Raw genomic sequence first — 14,805 nt, forward strand, 5'->3', positions numbered from 1 at the left:
CATCCCGAAGCCGCCCCGAAGCACGTCACACACTCCTAAGGAACACATATGCGCAGAGCGATCGCGGCGATCCTCGTCACCGCCGTCGGCCTGGTCCTCCTCCTGTCGTTCAAACCCCACGAGGTGGCGACGACCGCCCAGCGGCCCGCCGCGGTGTCGCGTGACGACTCCGGCACCGGCACCGGCACCTCCGGTTCCGGAGCCGACGGTGACACGGACGGCGACGCGGACGGCGGGTTCCGCCGGTCGCGGGACGGCTCCGGCCGCTTCGGCGGAGACGACGGCTTCGGCGGTGACCGGGGCGGCGAGGACGGGGAGAGCGGCCGGACCTCGGCGGGCTCGGGTTCCTGGACCGGGCCGGGCGCCACCGCCGGGGCCACCAGCGGCGACAGGACGGTGACCGGTGACGCGGCCGACACCCGCTGGGGCCCGGTGCAGGTGGAGCTGGTGCTCTCCGGCGGCAAGGTGGCCGGCGTCAAGGTGCTCCAGGCGCCGATGGGCAACCACCGCGACATCGAGATCAACGACGAGGCGCTGCCGATCCTCAACGAGGCGGTGCTCTCGGCCCAGTCCGCCGACATCGACACCGTCTCGGGCGCCACCTACACCAGCGACGGCTACATCCGCTCGCTGCAGAGCGCCCTGGACAGGGCGGGCCTCTGATGACCGTTCCGCACGTCTCCGCTGGAGTGCGCCCGGCGGCGACCCGGCACGTCGAGCACGTGATGGGCACGGTCTTCTCCTTCGACGTACGGCACGCCCACGGGGCCGGGGACGCCGAAACCGCCGCTGAAACCGCCGCCGGAGCCGTCGCCGAGGCCGTGGCGTGGCTGCACCGGGTCGACGAGGTCTTCTCGACCTACCGGCCCGGCAGCTTCGTCAGCCGCCTGGACCGCGGGGAGATCGGCCCGGCGGACTGCCCGCCGGAGGTCACGGAGGTCCTCGGCCTGTGCGAGGCGGTGGCCGGGACCTCCCTCGGATATTTCACGGCGCGGCCCGGGGGCCGCCTCGACCCCTCGGGCCTGGTGAAGGGCTGGGCGATCGAGCGGGCGTCGCGCATCCTCACCCGGGCGGGCGCGGTGAACCACTGCGTGAACGGCGGCGGCGACATCCAGCTCGCCGGTACGGCCGCGCCCGGCCGCCCGTGGCGGGTCGGCGTCGCCCACCCGCTGCGCCCCGGCGACCTCGCCACCGTGGTCACCGGGGGCGTCCCCGCGAGCGCCGTCACCGGGAGCCGTCCCGCGATCCCCGCCACCGGAAGCGGCCCCGTAACCGTCGTCACCGGGGGCGATTCCGTGGCCCTCGTCACGAGCGCCACGGGGAGCGACCCCGCGGATGCCACGGCGGGCGGGCTCGCCGTGGCGACCTCCGGCACGGCCGAGCGCGGCACGCACATCGTCGACCCGCACACCGGCCGCCCCGCCGCCGGGCTGGTCTCCGTCACCCTGGTGGGTGCGAGCCTGACCCTGGTCGACGCCTACGCCACCGCCGCCTTCGCGATGGGCGGCGCGGCCCGCGAATGGGTGGAGGGCCTCGACGGGGTGGAGGCGTTCGCGGTCACCGCCTCCGGCGACACCTGGCGCACCTCCGGTTTCCCGGGCGCCGCGCCGCCCGCCGTACGGTGACCCCGCCGCCCGCCGTACGATGCCCCTCGCCGGCCGTCGCCCCGCTGCCCGCCGTACGTGACCGGGGGTTCGCTGATCGGGTGGTATCCCCGCTGAACAGTGGGTAGCGACCTTCGACGCGAGGACGCGCCGGCACCCGGCCGGCGCGGGAACGGAGAGAGCACCGTGCCGCAGTGGGTCGAGGCGGGGCTGTGGGGGCTGGTCGCCGGCGGCGCCCTGGTCATCGGAGCGGCGGTCGCCTGGACGGTACGGGTGCCGCCCCGGGTGATCGCCTCGATCATGGCCTTCGGCGCCGGCGTGCTGATCTCCGCGCTGGCGTTCGACCTCGTCGACGAGGCCGAACGCTCCGGAGGGCTGGTCCCGGCCATGACCGGGTTCCTCGCCGGGGCGGTGGCCTACGTCGCGGCCAACGCCCTGCTGTCCCGGCACGGCGCCCGGCACCGCAAGCGCTCCGGGGACCAGCAGGCCGGTGAGAGCGAGTCGCCGGGCAGCGGCGCCGCCATCGCCGTCGGGGCACTGCTCGACGGCGTCCCCGAGTCCGTCGTGCTCGGACTGTCGCTGCTGCACGGAGGCGAGGTGGGCGTCGCGGTGCTGGCCGCCATCTTCATCTCCAACGTCCCCGAGGGACTCTCCAGTGCCGCCGGCATGAAGCGGGCCGGCCGCGGCGCCCGGTACGTCTTCGGCGTCTGGGGCGGCATCGCGCTGGCCAGCGCCGCGGCGGCCTGCGTCGGCTACCTCACCCTGCGGAACGCCTCCCCGGCCCTCGTCGCGCTCATCACCGCCGTCGCCGCCGGGGCCATCCTCGCGATGATCGCCGACACCATGATCCCCGAGGCGTTCGAGCGCACCCACGTCCTCACCGGGCTCATCACCACCGTCGGCTTCCTCACCGCCTTCGTCATCGAACGCCTCTGACGCCGGGCCTCGTCCGGCTCGGAGGGGGAACGCCGCTCCCGGGCCCGCCCGGCGGCGCGGCTCCCGACCGGCTGGGCGGAGCCGGGAACGCTCCACCGGGTGGGCGGGGAGCCGGGATGAGAATCGCCGGCCGTACCGTCGGGATGTCATGGCTTGTTCTGGCTTGTGCTGTCAGCAGTTCGCGGGCGAGGGCCACGTGGCGGGATACGTCGGCGATAGGCGCGGGCCGTCTTCGTTCACTTCCGGTGACGCACCATGGGCATCGGCCGGGTGACCTGACGGGGCGCGCGCAGTCATCGCACTCGGCGGCCGGACGCGCCGCGACGGGCGCCGGGGGCGTGGGCATCCTGTCGCGTAACCGATACAGGATGAACCCCAGGGGAGAGCGCAGGACGCCGAAAGGCATTCCCGACGTCACCGCGGTGCGGATGACCGCGGCGTCGGCGCCGCGTGCGAACCACTCGTCGACGAGCGCGGCCACCTTTGGGATGTCCTCGGCACGCACGGTCAGGCGGGCGTCCGCACCTCGGAACGACGCGATGACCGCCATACTGGCCGAACTATCTGGACTTTTAGAGATATTCGCATTTGCCGGCTTTTCTGAAATATTGTGGGAGTTGTCCGTATTGTTCGGTGTCCAAGCGTCTGATGACCCCTCCAGGGAAGGGGGTTTTTCTTTACTCCAGTTATTAACCCCTTCAGGGGACGTGACCGCCGCACCGGTGGCTGGTGCGCCGGTGGCCGGTGTGGCGGTCATCGGCGCCGCCTCCGCGGCGTCACGCTGCGGGGTGTCGTAAACGGTGGTCTCGGTACGGATCCGTCCGGTCGCCGGGTCTCGGATCGTGCGGCGTATGTAGTACCCCAGGGCGACGAGTTCGTTCAGAGCCTTGGAGACACCGCGCCGACCCAGGCCAGGGTGCTGGTCGGCGAGGGTATGGGCGTCCTGCCGCGCCCCCTCGGGCAGGGAGAGCAGGAAGACGAGCATGCCCCGGGCGGTGAAGGAAAGACGGCGATCTCTGAGAACAGAGTTGGGTATCCGTGTGTAGGAGCCGTCAATCTTGCTACGCTGGACCCGCATTGGAGAGGTTACCTCCGGTGCCACGTCCCGGGGGTGTTGCCAGCACCCGCCGGGACTTTTTCCGATTTCCGGGAGAACCATAACTCCGTCCGCGGGCGTCCGTGGCGTTTACCGTGACTTTTCCTTCGCTGAATACGTCGCCGTCGGGTAGGCGAAACGGAAATACATCATCGGATGTGGCGAACAGCATCGGATTCACCTTTTCCTTCATGGCCGGAAGGTTTTCGGCGGCGGTGTCTCATCGGCTCTGTCGGCTCCATGGCATCCCCCGGATCCGCCGCCCTCCCGATGTTCCGCCAGACCACCGATCCCATGGGGCGGAGACGGTCATCGCGCGGGAAGGGGGACCCGGTAGATGATCGGCGCGGTGGACGGGGTGTTCACGGCGTGGTTAGGATGCGGTCCATGTCCAGCCCCGAGGCGTCAAGACGCTAGCCACCGGTTGTTCGGTGGCCGACCGTGATCCCGTGCTGAAGCGCCGTCGAATCCGAGACGCCGCGCTCCTTCGCCGTATCCGCCGCTGAACCTCCGCCGTACGGGCTTTCCGGGTCCTGCATCGCCGTAACCGTCGTCGCGGTCACGCACGGTGATGCCCTCTTCCCCGGTCCTTCCGGGTCCTTCCACGCGGTGACACCGCGCGCCCGGCCGGTCCCGCCGCCCTTGAGCGGTGCCCGGCCGTGGCCGCCGCGGCGTCTCGCCGCGCCCTCATCGCCTCGGGGTCACCTCGAAGCCGTTTCGGAGCGACTCCGAAACCGCTCCGGAGCCGCTCCCGAGTGACCCCGGACCATTTCCGACCACGACACGGTTGCGAGTTCTTGTATGCCAATCGTCATCTACATGCTCGGGCTGGCGGTCTTCGCCCAGGGGACGTCCGAGTTCATGCTGTCGGGGCTCATCCCCGAGATCGCCGGCGACCTGGGAGTGTCCGTCCCGGCCGCCGGAACGCTGACCTCGGCCTTCGCCGTGGGGATGATCGTCGGCGCGCCGCTGATGGCCGTCCTCAGCCTGCGGTGGCCGAGACTGCGGGCGCTGCTGGTCTTCCTGATCGCCTTCACGCTCGTGCACGTCGCCGGGGCGGTCACCGCCGACTTCGGCGTCCTGCTGGCCACCCGGGTCGTCGCGGCGCTGGCCAACGCCGGGTTCCTGGCCGTGGGCCTCGCGACGGCGGCTGGCCTGGCCGGGCCCGCCGCCAAGGGCCGGGCCACCGCCGTCCTGCTGGGCGGCGTCACCCTCGCGTGCGTCGCGGGAGTGCCCGCCGGCGCGGTGCTCGGCCAGGTGTGGGGCTGGCGCTCGGCGTTCTGGGCGGTGGCCGCCGTCTCGGCGCCGGCCGTCCTCGCGATCCTGCGCTCGGTCCCGGCGGCGCCGCCGGACGCGGCCGTGCCCGGCGCGCGGCGGGAACTGCGGGCGCTGCGCCGTCCCCGGCTGCTGGTGATCCTGTCACTGGCCGCGCTCGTGAACGGCGCGACCTTCTGCGCCTTCACCTACCTGGCGCCGCTGGTCACCGACGTCGGCGGGTTCGGCCCGGGATGGGTCCCGGTCTTCCTGGCGCTGTTCGGCCTGGGGTCGTTCGCCGGGGTGACCGCCGGCGGCCGCATGTCGGACGAGCGGCCGATGCGGCTGCTGGTGCCCGGCGGCCTGGCCCTGACCGTGGGCTGGCTGCTGCTCATGGCGACCGCGGACGCGGCGGCCTGGGCGTTCGCGCTCGTCTTCGTCCAGGGCGCGCTGTCCTTCGCCGTCGGCTCCACGCTGATCACCCGGGCGCTCTACGAGGCCGTCGAGGCGCCCTCCCTGGGCGGCTCGTTCGCGACCGCCGCCCTCAACGTGGGCGCGGCCGTGGGCCCCGTGCTGGGCGGCGCCGTCATCGGCGCGGGGTTCGGCTACCGGTCCCCGCTGTGGGTGAGCGCGCTGCTGGTGGCGCTGGCGTTCGTCACGGCCGGCGCGGCCCTGGCCGTACGGCGCCGCCGGTCGCCCGCCCGGGACGATTCCGGCGATCTTCATGGTCTCCGGGCGCGCCGGGGCGGACAATCCCCGTCATGAGCTCATCGCGTCACGACCATCCGCTGCCCTCCGCCCGCGTCGAGGAGGTCTCCGACGGCGTCCACGCCTACGTCCAGCCCGACGGGAGCTGGTGGATCAACAACACCGGCTTCCTCGTCGGGCGGCGCGGGGTGATCTGCGTGGACTCCTGCGCCACCGAGCGGCGCACCCTGGCCTACCGCGAGGCGATCAGGTCGGTCACCGGCCTGCCGGTGACGACGCTGGTCAACACCCACCACCACGGTGACCACACCTTCGGCAATTTCGCCTTCCCCGAGGCGACGATCGTCGGGCACGAGCGGACCCGGGAGACGATCCTCGCCGAGGGCGTCCCCGCGTACCGGACGACGGCCTGGACGGCGGTCGACTGGGGCCGGTCGGAGGTCAGGCCGCCCTTCCTGACCTACACCGACGGCGTCACCCTGTACTCCGACGAGCTGCGCTGCGAGGTCCGCCACGTCGGCCGTCCCGCGCACACCACCAACGACTCGATCGTGTGGATCCCCGAGCGGTCGCTGCTGTTCGCCGGCGACCTGGTGTTCAACGGGGGCACGCCGTTCGTGATGATGGGGTCGGTCACGGGGGCCATCGAGGCGCTGGACGAGCTGGAGGCGCTGGGCGCGCGGACGATCGTGCCGGGGCACGGCGACGTGTGCGGGCCGGAGGTGATCGACCGGGTGCGGGACTACCTGCGGTTCGTGATGGCCACCGCTGAGCTGGGCCGGTCGGCGGGCCTGACGCCGCTGGAGGCGGCGCGCGAGACCGACCTCGGCGAGTACGGCGGGCTGCTCGACCCCGAGCGGATCGTCGGCAACCTGCACCGGGCCTACGCCGAGCTGGACGGCCTGCCCCGGGGCGAGCCCATCGACTTCGCCGCGGCGCTGTCGGACATGCTCGCCTACAACGGCGGCAGGCCGCTGACCTGCCTGGCCTGATCCGCCCGCGTCCCCGGGGCCGGAGGACCGGCCCCGGGGACGCGGGGTCACCTGACGACGGCTACGCCAGGTGGCGCGACCACCATTCGAGGACGGCCTCGAACCGCTGCAGGCGGTGCCGGGGGCGGCCGCCGCGGGTGAGCTCGTGGCCCTCGCCGGGGAACAGCAGGAACTCCGCCGGGACGCCGTTGCGGCGCAGGGCGGCGTACATCCGCTGCGCCTGCTCGACGGGGCAGCGCCAGTCCTCCTCGGAGTGGACCACGGCGAACGGGATGTCGATCCTGTCGGCGTGGTAGAGCGGGCTCATCGCGCGCTGGACCTCCGGGTCGGGGCCGCAGTAGGCGTCGGCGAAGAACCAGCCGATGTCGGAGGTGCCGGCGAAGGAGTCCCAGGCGTTGACCGCCCGTTCGCTCCAGGCGGCCCTGAACCGTTCCCCGTGGTGGGCGGCCAGCCAGCTCGTCATGAACCCGCCGTAGGAGCCGCCCATCACGCCCACCCGCCCGGCGTCGCACTCCGGCCGCTCCAGCGCCGCGTCCAGCAGGGCGAGGACGTCGTCGACGTCCACGGTGCCGAAGGCGCCGACGACCGCCTGGCCGTGGGCCTGGCCGTACCCGCCCGAGCCTCGCGGGTTGGGCAGGACCACCGCGTACCCCGCGCCGGCGTAGACCTGGGTCTCGTCGAAGAAACCCCAGCCGTGGTGGTAGAAGGGGCCGCCGTGCACGTTCAGCAGGACCGGGTGCGGCCCCTCGCCCTCGGGCAGGACGAGCCAGCCGTGGACCGGGTAGCCGTCGGGCGCCACCGCGGTGATCTCCTGGAGCGGGCGCACCCCGGCCAGCGGCCCGGAGAAGTCGGCGAGCCTGCCCTCGGGGGTGACCACCTCGCCGGGGCACTCGGGCGTGGAGACCACCGCGACGATCCGCCCGCCGTGCGCGGTGAAGGCACTGACGGCCGCCCGCTCGCCGAGCACCCGGCCGAGCTTCTCCAGCGGCATGTCCTCGGCGGTCGCCGGGACGAGCAGCAGCTCGGTGGCGCCGCGCGTGCGCACCGCCACCAGGACGCCGTCCTCGACCGGGACGGGTTCCAGCGCCTCGCAGTCGACGGACTCCTCCTCGGTCATGCGCGTCCCGGCCGCGGGCTCGCCGCCGGTCCGCAGCGGGGCGCGGTAGAGGCCGGTGTTGCGGGCGACGGAGTGGATGCCGGAGAAGGCCGTGCCGAGGTAGAGCACCTCTCCGCCGGGAAGCGCCACGGGGTGGCTCGCGCGGCCCTCGCTGCGCACCACGAGGACCGGCGCGCCGCCCGCCGCGGGGACCGCGTACAGGTCGGTGTGCAGGCTGTCGCCGTCGAGGTCGCGGGGGGCCGAGACCAGCACGTGCTCGCCGTCGGGGGTCCAGGCGGGGGTGTCGACGTCGTAGGGGCCGTCGGTCAGGCGCACCGGCTGGGGGATGTCGGCGAGGGCGTTGACCACGAACAGCGCCGACCGCCGGTCGAAGGTGAAGCCCACGCCGTCGCGCCGGTAGCTCAGGCCGGTGATGCGGCGCGGCGCCTCGGCGGCGGCGTCCACGCCCTTTCCGGTGCCGTAGCGGCCCTCCTCCGGGGCCCGAGCGGCGAACGCGATCCGGCGGGAGTCGGGGGCCCAGACCGGTGCGCCGGCGCCGAGCGGAAGGTCGGTGACCGGGCGCGGCTCACCGCCGTGGGCGGGCATCACGTGCAGCTGCGGCCGGCCGCCCTCCTTCGCCCGCAGGAAGGCCACCCAGGCGCCGTCGGGGGAGACGCGGGGGGCGGTGTCGAGGTCGCCGTGGGTGAAGGGGACGGGCGGACCGTCCTGCGGCACCCGCCACAGGCTTCCGCGGTAGGCGTCCGCCTCCAGGTCGGGGCGGGTGACGTCGACCAGGAGGAGGTCGTCGTGCAGGGCGATGCTGCCGGGGACGTGCAGCAGGGCGAGGTCGTCAAGACGCATGACCTGGGACGTTATCACCGAGATCGTCGCATTTGGAGAACGCTGAGGTGGTTTGTCGATGTCGTCGGGGAGCGGACGGGAGAACCCGGCGCGACCCCGTGCCCGTTCGGCGTGATCACCGGGTGACCGGCGGGTGACCGGCGAGTGACCGGTGCGGACGCCGCCGGGCCGCGGGGGGCCGCCCGCCCCCGTCGCGGACTGTGATCCATCCCCCACCCGCTCGACTGATTAGAAGCCCTCACCTGGGAGAGTAGGAGGGGGTCACGAGGACCAACTGATCGGATGGTGCGATGGGCCGGCAACTCGACAAGGACCGGTTCTCCGAGGCGGAGTTCGTCCGCTTCGGCGAGCGGCTGGCGGAACAGGTGGCCACGCTGCGCGAGACGCTGGCCCGGCCCGGCTTCGGCGAGGGCCCGCTGACCGTCGGCGCCGAGCTGGAGCTGTTCCTCACCACCCCCGACGGGCGGCCGCTCCACCGCAACCGGGAGGTGCGCGAGGCCGCGGCCGACGGCCGGCTGGTGTCGGAGCTGGGCCGGTTCAACCTGGAGGTCAACCTGACCCCGCTGCCGCTCGCCGGGCGGCCCTTCACCGCGATGGCCGCCGAACTGCGCGAGACCATGGACCTGGTGGACAAGGCCGCGGCGGCGCAGGGCGGCCGGTCCGTGGCGATCGGGATCCTGCCCTCTCTCAGCGAGTTCGACTTCACCCACGAGGCGCTCAGCGACGAGGCCCGCTACCGGGCGATGACCCGGGGCATGCGTCGGCTGCGCGCCGAGCCGTTCCGGGTGCGCATCAGCGGCGCCGAGGAGCTGGAGCTGGAGGTCGAGGGCGTCATCCTGGAGAGCGCCAACACCTCCTGGCAGGTCCACCTGCGTACGGCCCCGGCCGACTTCGCCCGCGTCTACAACGCCGCCCAGCTCGCCGTCGGCCCGGTCCTCGCGGTCAGCGGCAACTCGCCCGGCTTCCTGGGCAGGCGGCTGTGGGAGGAGACCAGGATCGCCCTGTTCGAGGAGGCGGCCGACGACCGCGACGTCGAGCGGCTCGACCGCAGGGACCGGCGGGTGGCCTTCGGCTCGGGGTGGGTCGGCGGCGCCGAGGAGCTGTTCGAGATGTGCGTCCGCGAGTACGAGCCGGTGGTGCCGGTGCTCACCGACGCCCCGGACACCGCGGGCGGGGCCCCGGAGCTGGCCGAGCTCCGGCTGCACCAGGGCATGGTGTGGCTGTGGAACCGGCCCGTCTACGACCCGGCCGACGGCGGCCACCTGCGGGTGGAGATGCGGGCGCTGCCCGCCGGACCGACCCCCGCCGACATGGTGGCCAACACCGCCTTCATGCTCGGCCTCACCCTGGCGATGGCCGAGGAGCCGGTGCACGAGTCGCCCTTCGCCGACGCCTACCGCAACTTCTACCGCGCCGCGATCAGCGGCCTGGACGCTCCGATGTCCTGGCCGGGCCGGGACGGGGAGGTCCCCGCGCACCGGCTCGTCGAGGACCTGCTGCCCGTGGCCGCGGACGGCCTGGCGCGGGCCGGCGTCGAGGCGCGGGAGGCGGAGCGGGCGCTCGACGTCATCCGGGAACGCGCCGGGCGGCGCCGTACCGGCGCGGTCTGGCAGCGCGAGAAGCTCGCCGAGCTGGGCACCGACCCGGCGGCGCGGGCGCGCATGGTGACCCGCTACCAGGAGCTGGCGTTGACCGGGGAGCCGGTGCACACCTGGCCGCTTTGACTGCTCCTCTCCCTGAAGGAAGGGGATTCCCGGCTCAGGCCGCCTGACGGACCGGCGGCCCGTCAGGTCTTACGCCCTCGACACCAGCCGGGTCCAGACCAGCCCGGAGGAGCATCACGCGGGCGGAGTTCTTGTCCCTGGGACAGGAGACTCCGCACGCGGTGCAGGTGTAGGTGCGTTCCGACAGCGGCAGGGCGTGCTTGGTTCTCGCTCCGCAGCCTGCGCAGTCCATGGTGGTGTGCGCGGGGTTGACCAGATGAACGGTCCGGCCGTGTTTGCGGGCCATCTCGATCAGGGCGTTCTTGGTGGCGCCGATCGCGCCGTCGGCGGCCTTGCGCGCCATGGTGGAGCGCGCCAGGAACCTCGGGGTGAAGTCCTCCACCGCCAGGACGTCGTGGTCGCGCACGACCTTCCTGGCCCACTTGCGGGCGGCGTCGGCGCGCTGCCGGGCGACCTTCCTGTGGGCCTTGGCGGCCTTGCGGGCGGCCTTACGGTAGCCGGTGGAGGCGGGTCTTCCCTTCGGCGGCCTGCGGCGAGCCGTCATCTTCTGATACCGCGCCAGCTTCGCCGCCGCCGCCCGCCCGTACTGAGGGTGCGGCAGGTCATGGGCGTCACTGGTGGTCGTGGCGATCTCCCTGACGCCCCAGTCGACGCCGATCGCCCGCCCGGTGGCAGGCAACGCCTCGACACGCGCGGGCACGACGAAGGAGGCGTACCAGTGCCCGACGGGGTCGCGGTGGATCCGCACGCTGGACGGCTCGGCGGGCAGTTCCCGCGACCACACCACCGTCACCGCGATGCCGCCCGCCAGGTGCAGGCGGCCGTCGGTCAGGCGGAAACCCCGCCGGGTGTAGTTCAACGTCGGCGCGGCGAGGTGCTTCTTCTTGAACCGCGGCATGCCCGCCCGCCGCCGCATCGGCAGCCGATCCTTGATGTCCTTGAGCGCCTTGGCACGAGACCTGCCGAAGTCGCGGATGATCTGCTGCTGCGGCACCGACGCCCCCGCCGACAGCCACGCGTGCTCAGCGCGCCAGCCGGTCAGCATCCTGTCCAGCATGGCCGGACCGCAGGGCTTCTTCGCCGTGTGCACGGCACGGGAGGCGGCCACGCACGCATTCCACACCCACCGGCACCGATCCCACTCGGCCATCAACGCGGCCGGCGCCGCAGACGACAGACGCAGCCGGTAGGTGTACCGGGCGTACCCGGCCCCCGGAGCACCGAGCGTCGTCATGGCCCGATTTCTAGCAGGGACGCCCGGAAGGCGGACCCGTTTCCGGCCACCCGCCCACCTTGATGAACGTATGACCGCACGGGCCACGGTGGAGTACGGGTCCCTCGACCGACGCTGAGACCGCCTGCCCCGGGACCGCACCCAGGCGGTCCCGGGGCAGGGGGGGCTTTCGAATGATCCGGATCTCGGCATACTCGTGAACTCCACGTCTCGACCCGCCGGGCCCGGCGGCGACCGGAGGAGGAACGCCCCCCATGAGTGCGATGAAGACCACGGCCGTGGAGCCGTTCGAGCTGAGGCGGAACGACGGCGACCTGCCGGCCGGCGCCCGCGCGCTGGGCGAGCGGCTCGACCGCGTGCCCCTCGCCACCGTCCTGTCCAAGGCCAACCGGGTCGCCGTCAGGAAGGGGACGTCCGGCGCCGGGGCGTTCACCGGCATGAAGCCCCGGCCGGTGGACTGGTACTGCTTCGACGACGCCGACAACGCCGTCACCGACTGGTACCCGCAGGGCCTGACCAGCTCCTCCGACGCCGGGACCCGCGGTGACGTGTTCGTGGTGAGCTGGTACTTCAAGCCGAAGAACGAGTCGGAGCGCGGCATCCGGCTGTCCTTCCTCGACGCCGCGACGCTGCGCTACCGGCACGTCCTACTCGTGACGGCCAAGCCCGACGGAGGGATCGCCCCCATCGACATCCACGCCGGCGGCGTCGCCTGGTACGGCGACCTGCTGTACGTCGCCGACACCGGCCGCGGCCTGCGCGTCTTCGACACCCGGCACATCTACGAGGTGAACGGCGACTCCAAGACCACCATCGGCAGGAAGGGCGCGACCTACAACGCCTTCGGCTACCGCTACGTGATGCCGCAGACCGGCGCCTGGGCCGCGACCGGCGACGCCCGGTTCTCGTTCGCCTCCGTCGACCGGACGGGCCCGGTGCACACCCTGGTCGGCGGCGAGTACGTCGACGCCCCTGGAACGCCCGGCAGGGTGGCCCGATGGCCGCTCGCGCCCGACGGCGCGTTGCGCACCGGCGCGGGCGGCGTCGCCGCGGCCCAGGACGCCTACCTGCTGCCCGAGCCCAGGATCCAGGGCGCGCTCTCCCACGGCGGCACCTGGTATCTCAGCCAGGCGGCCGGCTCGACGCGCAACGGCGTCCTGATCGTGGTCGGCGACACGGTCACCAGGAGGTCCTACCCGGTGGGCCCGGAGGACCTCACCTGCGTCCGCGAGCGCGGGACGCTGTGGAGCGTGACCGAGTTCGCGCGCCGCCGCGCGGTGTACGGCGTGCCACTCTGACCCCGGGGCCGGCGCCGTCAGTGCAGGGAGCCGCCGACCAGGCGCAGGTCGCCCTCCATGGACGAGGCGGCGGTCACGATCGCCGCCAGCGCCTCGGCGACCAGGGCCGGCGGCATGGACGGCGCGGCCCGGTCGGCGACCTGCCCGGGGGCGAACGGCACGTGCACGAACCCGCCGCGGATGTCGGGCCGCTCGGTGGCGATCAGGTGCATCAGGCCGTAGAAGAGGTGGTTGCAGACGAATGTCCCGGCGCTCTGCGACACGCTCGCCGGCACCCCGACGGCGCGGGCCGCGGCCACGCACGCCTTCACCGGCAGCGTGGCGAAGTAGGCGGCGGGCCCGCCGCGCACCACCGGCTCGTCGATCGGCTGCCGCCCGGCGTTGTCGGGGATGCGGGCGTCGTCGAGGTTGACGGCCACCCGCTCGACCGTCACGTCGGCCCGGCCGCCGGCCTGCCCGACGCAGACGACCACCCGGGGGTCGTGCTCGGCGACGGCCTCCCGCAGCCGTTCCACCGCCGCGCCGAACACGCACGGCACCTGTACGGCCCGCACCCCGGGGACGAGGCTGACCGCCTCCCACGAGGGGTTGACGGTGTCGCCGTCGAACGGCTCGAACCCGGTGAGCAGGACGGTCATCGGTGCACCTCCGGTACGGAGCAGGCGGGGGTGCCGCCGGGCAGGCGGCCGCGGTTGGCGGAGACGAGCCGGTAGCCCCACCCCGCCACCTGCCGCAGCAGGGGGAGGCGCATCAGGGACCCCGCGGCGCCCCAGGGCGGGCCCGCGGAGATCAGCAGCCTGGCGACGGCCTGCGCCCCGCCGTACAGCCTGCCGTCCTCGGCCCACAGCACCTCGTGCTCGGCGCGCTCCCGGGTGGCGCCGAGCGCGGCCAGGTCGGCCGTCTGCAGGGGTACGGCGCGGGCCCGGAGCCCGATCCGGCGCTCGGCGAACCGGACGCAGGAGGTGCAGAAGCCGCAGTCGCCGTCGTAGACCAGTACCGGTTGTTCCGTCATGCGGTGACCATACCCATACGGATCATCCGAGAACGGACGGCCCGTCCCCGGGTGGCCCGTCGAGGTGGCGGAACGCCTCGTGCGCGGAGCGGACGCTGTCGCGCAGCGCCCGCTCCAGCCGCCCGGCGTCCCCGGCCAGCCGGTCGATCTCCGGCACGGCCGCCGAGTCGGCGCCGGTCTCGGCCAGGAGCTCCTCGTAGCGGGGGAGCCGCTCCCGCAGCCGCTCGATCTGCTCGTGGGCGCGCAGCGCCCGCTCGGCCTCGGCCACGTGGCGGGCGTAACGTTCCAGAGCCTCGACGCGGGCGACGACGGCGGCCTCGCTGGCGGCCAGCGCCCGCTCCAGCGGCTCCATGGCGGCGGCCACCTCCGGGGTGCTGCCGCCGTACAGCAGGTCGCGGTGCTCGCCGCGCAGCGCCGACAGCTTGGCCAGCAGCCGGGCGATCTGCCACTCCTCGGCGGGCAGCATCACCGAGTTGCGCACGTCGTCGAGCATGCCCAGGGCGTTGACCCGCGAGCGCATGACGGTGTCGACGGCCTGCCCGGCCCGCTCCAGCAGCGGCCCGGCGGCGTCGTCGAAGTCCTCGGGCAGGAGGTAGCGGCCCTCGTACCAGTGGGCGTGCCGGGAGATCTCGTAGTCGTCGGCGTCGTCATCCTCCTCGCCGCCCTCGGGGAACTGCCGGGAGGCGAGCGTGCCGATCAGCGCCACGAAGGCGAGCATCCCGATGAGGAAGAAGGGGAGCCGCCCGATGTTCACGGCGAGCAGGCCCAGCAGGACGCCCGACAGGACGACGATGCGGACCTTGGGTGCGCGGGACTTGCGTTCTTCGCGGGCCGGTACGGGGCCGGGCTGCCAGCCGGCCCTGATCCGGGACAGCAGCCGGGCGTTCCGGCGGAACAGCTCGGCCACCTCCGCCGGCACCTCCGGGTCGACTGCCACCCGCTGCACGGCCTCACTCCCTTCGCACGGTGGGAATCGTCTCGTCCGCCTCG

13 protein-coding genes are annotated in these 14,805 nt (G+C 73.5%); 8 read left to right on the top strand and 5 right to left on the bottom strand.

Features of this window, described 5'->3' with window-relative positions; genetic code table 11:
• The first annotated feature begins 48 nt into the window (after nt 1–48).
• The 6 genes from IEZ10_RS20445 (at nt 49) to IEZ10_RS20470 (ending at nt 6,590) form a co-directional block, all read left to right on the top strand.
• Nucleotides 49–663 (top strand): FMN-binding protein, encoded by a 615-nt coding sequence (locus IEZ10_RS20445; RefSeq protein ID WP_189248109.1) that lies wholly within the window; start codon nt 49–51, stop codon nt 661–663.
• Nucleotides 663–1,625: an FAD:protein FMN transferase gene (locus tag IEZ10_RS20450; RefSeq protein WP_229811460.1), complete on the top strand. Its 963-nt coding sequence runs from the start codon at nt 663–665 to the stop codon at nt 1,623–1,625. The genes IEZ10_RS20445 and IEZ10_RS20450 overlap by 1 nt, the downstream gene beginning before the upstream one ends.
• Nucleotides 1,626–1,790: 165 nt before the next feature.
• Nucleotides 1,791–2,540 carry a ZIP family metal transporter gene (locus tag IEZ10_RS20455; protein ID WP_189248110.1) on the top strand — a complete coding sequence of 250 codons (750 nt, stop codon included), beginning with the start codon at nt 1,791–1,793 and terminating at the stop codon, nt 2,538–2,540.
• Between the two features lie 539 nt (nt 2,541–3,079).
• The gene (locus IEZ10_RS20460) at nt 3,080–3,337 is read left to right on the top strand and encodes a hypothetical protein (RefSeq protein WP_189248111.1); all 258 of its coding nucleotides are present in this window, start codon (nt 3,080–3,082) and stop codon (nt 3,335–3,337) included.
• Between the two features lie 1,100 nt (nt 3,338–4,437).
• The gene (locus tag IEZ10_RS20465) at nt 4,438–5,655 is read left to right on the top strand and encodes a Cmx/CmrA family chloramphenicol efflux MFS transporter (protein ID WP_189248112.1); all 1,218 of its coding nucleotides are present in this window, start codon (nt 4,438–4,440) and stop codon (nt 5,653–5,655) included.
• Nucleotides 5,652–6,590 carry an MBL fold metallo-hydrolase gene (locus IEZ10_RS20470; protein ID WP_189248113.1) on the top strand — a complete coding sequence of 313 codons (939 nt, stop codon included), beginning with the start codon at nt 5,652–5,654 and terminating at the stop codon, nt 6,588–6,590. Before IEZ10_RS20465 ends, IEZ10_RS20470 begins: the two co-directional genes overlap by 4 nt.
• A gap of 61 nt (nt 6,591–6,651) precedes the next feature.
• Here the strand turns inward: IEZ10_RS20470 and IEZ10_RS20475 are convergent, their stop codons facing one another.
• Complete coding sequence (locus tag IEZ10_RS20475) at nt 6,652–8,547, bottom strand: S9 family peptidase (protein WP_189248114.1); 1,896 nt, start codon at nt 8,545–8,547, stop codon at nt 6,652–6,654.
• A 290-nt stretch (nt 8,548–8,837) separates the two neighbouring features.
• Here IEZ10_RS20475 and IEZ10_RS20480 point away from each other — a divergent pair, with 290 nt between their 5' ends.
• On the top strand, nt 8,838–10,271 hold the full coding sequence (locus IEZ10_RS20480; RefSeq protein WP_189248115.1) for a glutamate--cysteine ligase family protein: 1,434 nt from the start codon (nt 8,838–8,840) through the stop codon (nt 10,269–10,271).
• A gap of 34 nt (nt 10,272–10,305) precedes the next feature.
• Here IEZ10_RS20480 and IEZ10_RS20485 read toward each other — a convergent pair whose 3' ends face one another.
• Nucleotides 10,306–11,505 (bottom strand): RNA-guided endonuclease InsQ/TnpB family protein, encoded by a 1,200-nt coding sequence (locus IEZ10_RS20485; protein ID WP_189248116.1) that lies wholly within the window; start codon nt 11,503–11,505, stop codon nt 10,306–10,308.
• 254 nt (nt 11,506–11,759) lie between these two features.
• On the opposite strand from IEZ10_RS20485, the gene IEZ10_RS20490 reads away from it, so the two are divergent.
• On the top strand, nt 11,760–12,803 hold the full coding sequence (locus IEZ10_RS20490) for a hypothetical protein (RefSeq protein ID WP_189248117.1): 1,044 nt from the start codon (nt 11,760–11,762) through the stop codon (nt 12,801–12,803).
• A 17-nt stretch (nt 12,804–12,820) separates the two neighbouring features.
• On the opposite strand, the gene pcp is transcribed toward IEZ10_RS20490, so the two are convergent.
• From pcp to IEZ10_RS20505, 3 genes are read right to left on the bottom strand one after another with little or no spacing between them, the layout of a single operon-like run.
• Nucleotides 12,821–13,441, bottom strand: a complete 621-nt coding sequence (pcp, locus tag IEZ10_RS20495) for a pyroglutamyl-peptidase I (protein ID WP_189248118.1) — start codon at nt 13,439–13,441, stop codon at nt 12,821–12,823.
• On the bottom strand, nt 13,438–13,815 hold the full coding sequence (locus IEZ10_RS20500; RefSeq protein ID WP_189248119.1) for a thiol-disulfide oxidoreductase DCC family protein: 378 nt from the start codon (nt 13,813–13,815) through the stop codon (nt 13,438–13,440). Before IEZ10_RS20500 ends, pcp begins: the two co-directional genes overlap by 4 nt.
• Nucleotides 13,816–13,837: 22 nt before the next feature.
• The gene (locus IEZ10_RS20505) at nt 13,838–14,761 is read right to left on the bottom strand and encodes a hypothetical protein (protein ID WP_229811461.1); all 924 of its coding nucleotides are present in this window, start codon (nt 14,759–14,761) and stop codon (nt 13,838–13,840) included.
• Nucleotides 14,762–14,805: the final 44 nt, after the last annotated feature.

It is taken from the genome of Streptosporangium pseudovulgare (assembly GCF_014648055.1).
GTDB classification, from domain to species: domain Bacteria; phylum Actinomycetota; class Actinomycetes; order Streptosporangiales; family Streptosporangiaceae; genus Streptosporangium; species Streptosporangium pseudovulgare.

Excerpts from the sequence above, each read along its gene's own strand:
- IEZ10_RS20445 (WP_189248109.1), top strand. The coding sequence starts at position 49 with ATGCGCAGAGCGATCGCGGCGATCCTCGTCACCGCCGTCGGCCTGGTC.
- IEZ10_RS20450 (WP_229811460.1), top strand. The coding sequence starts at position 663 with ATGACCGTTCCGCACGTCTCCGCTGGAGTGCGCCCGGCGGCGACCCGG.
- IEZ10_RS20460 (WP_189248111.1), top strand. The coding sequence starts at position 3,080 with ATGACCGCCATACTGGCCGAACTATCTGGACTTTTAGAGATATTCGCA.
- IEZ10_RS20465 (WP_189248112.1), top strand. The coding sequence starts at position 4,438 with ATGCCAATCGTCATCTACATGCTCGGGCTGGCGGTCTTCGCCCAGGGG.
- IEZ10_RS20470 (WP_189248113.1), top strand. The coding sequence starts at position 5,652 with ATGAGCTCATCGCGTCACGACCATCCGCTGCCCTCCGCCCGCGTCGAG.
- IEZ10_RS20475 (WP_189248114.1), bottom strand. The coding sequence starts at position 8,547 with ATGCGTCTTGACGACCTCGCCCTGCTGCACGTCCCCGGCAGCATCGCC.
- IEZ10_RS20480 (WP_189248115.1), top strand. The coding sequence starts at position 8,838 with ATGGGCCGGCAACTCGACAAGGACCGGTTCTCCGAGGCGGAGTTCGTC.
- IEZ10_RS20485 (WP_189248116.1), bottom strand. The coding sequence starts at position 11,505 with ATGACGACGCTCGGTGCTCCGGGGGCCGGGTACGCCCGGTACACCTAC.
- IEZ10_RS20490 (WP_189248117.1), top strand. The coding sequence starts at position 11,760 with ATGAGTGCGATGAAGACCACGGCCGTGGAGCCGTTCGAGCTGAGGCGG.
- pcp (WP_189248118.1), bottom strand. The coding sequence starts at position 13,441 with ATGACCGTCCTGCTCACCGGGTTCGAGCCGTTCGACGGCGACACCGTC.
- IEZ10_RS20500 (WP_189248119.1), bottom strand. The coding sequence starts at position 13,815 with ATGACGGAACAACCGGTACTGGTCTACGACGGCGACTGCGGCTTCTGC.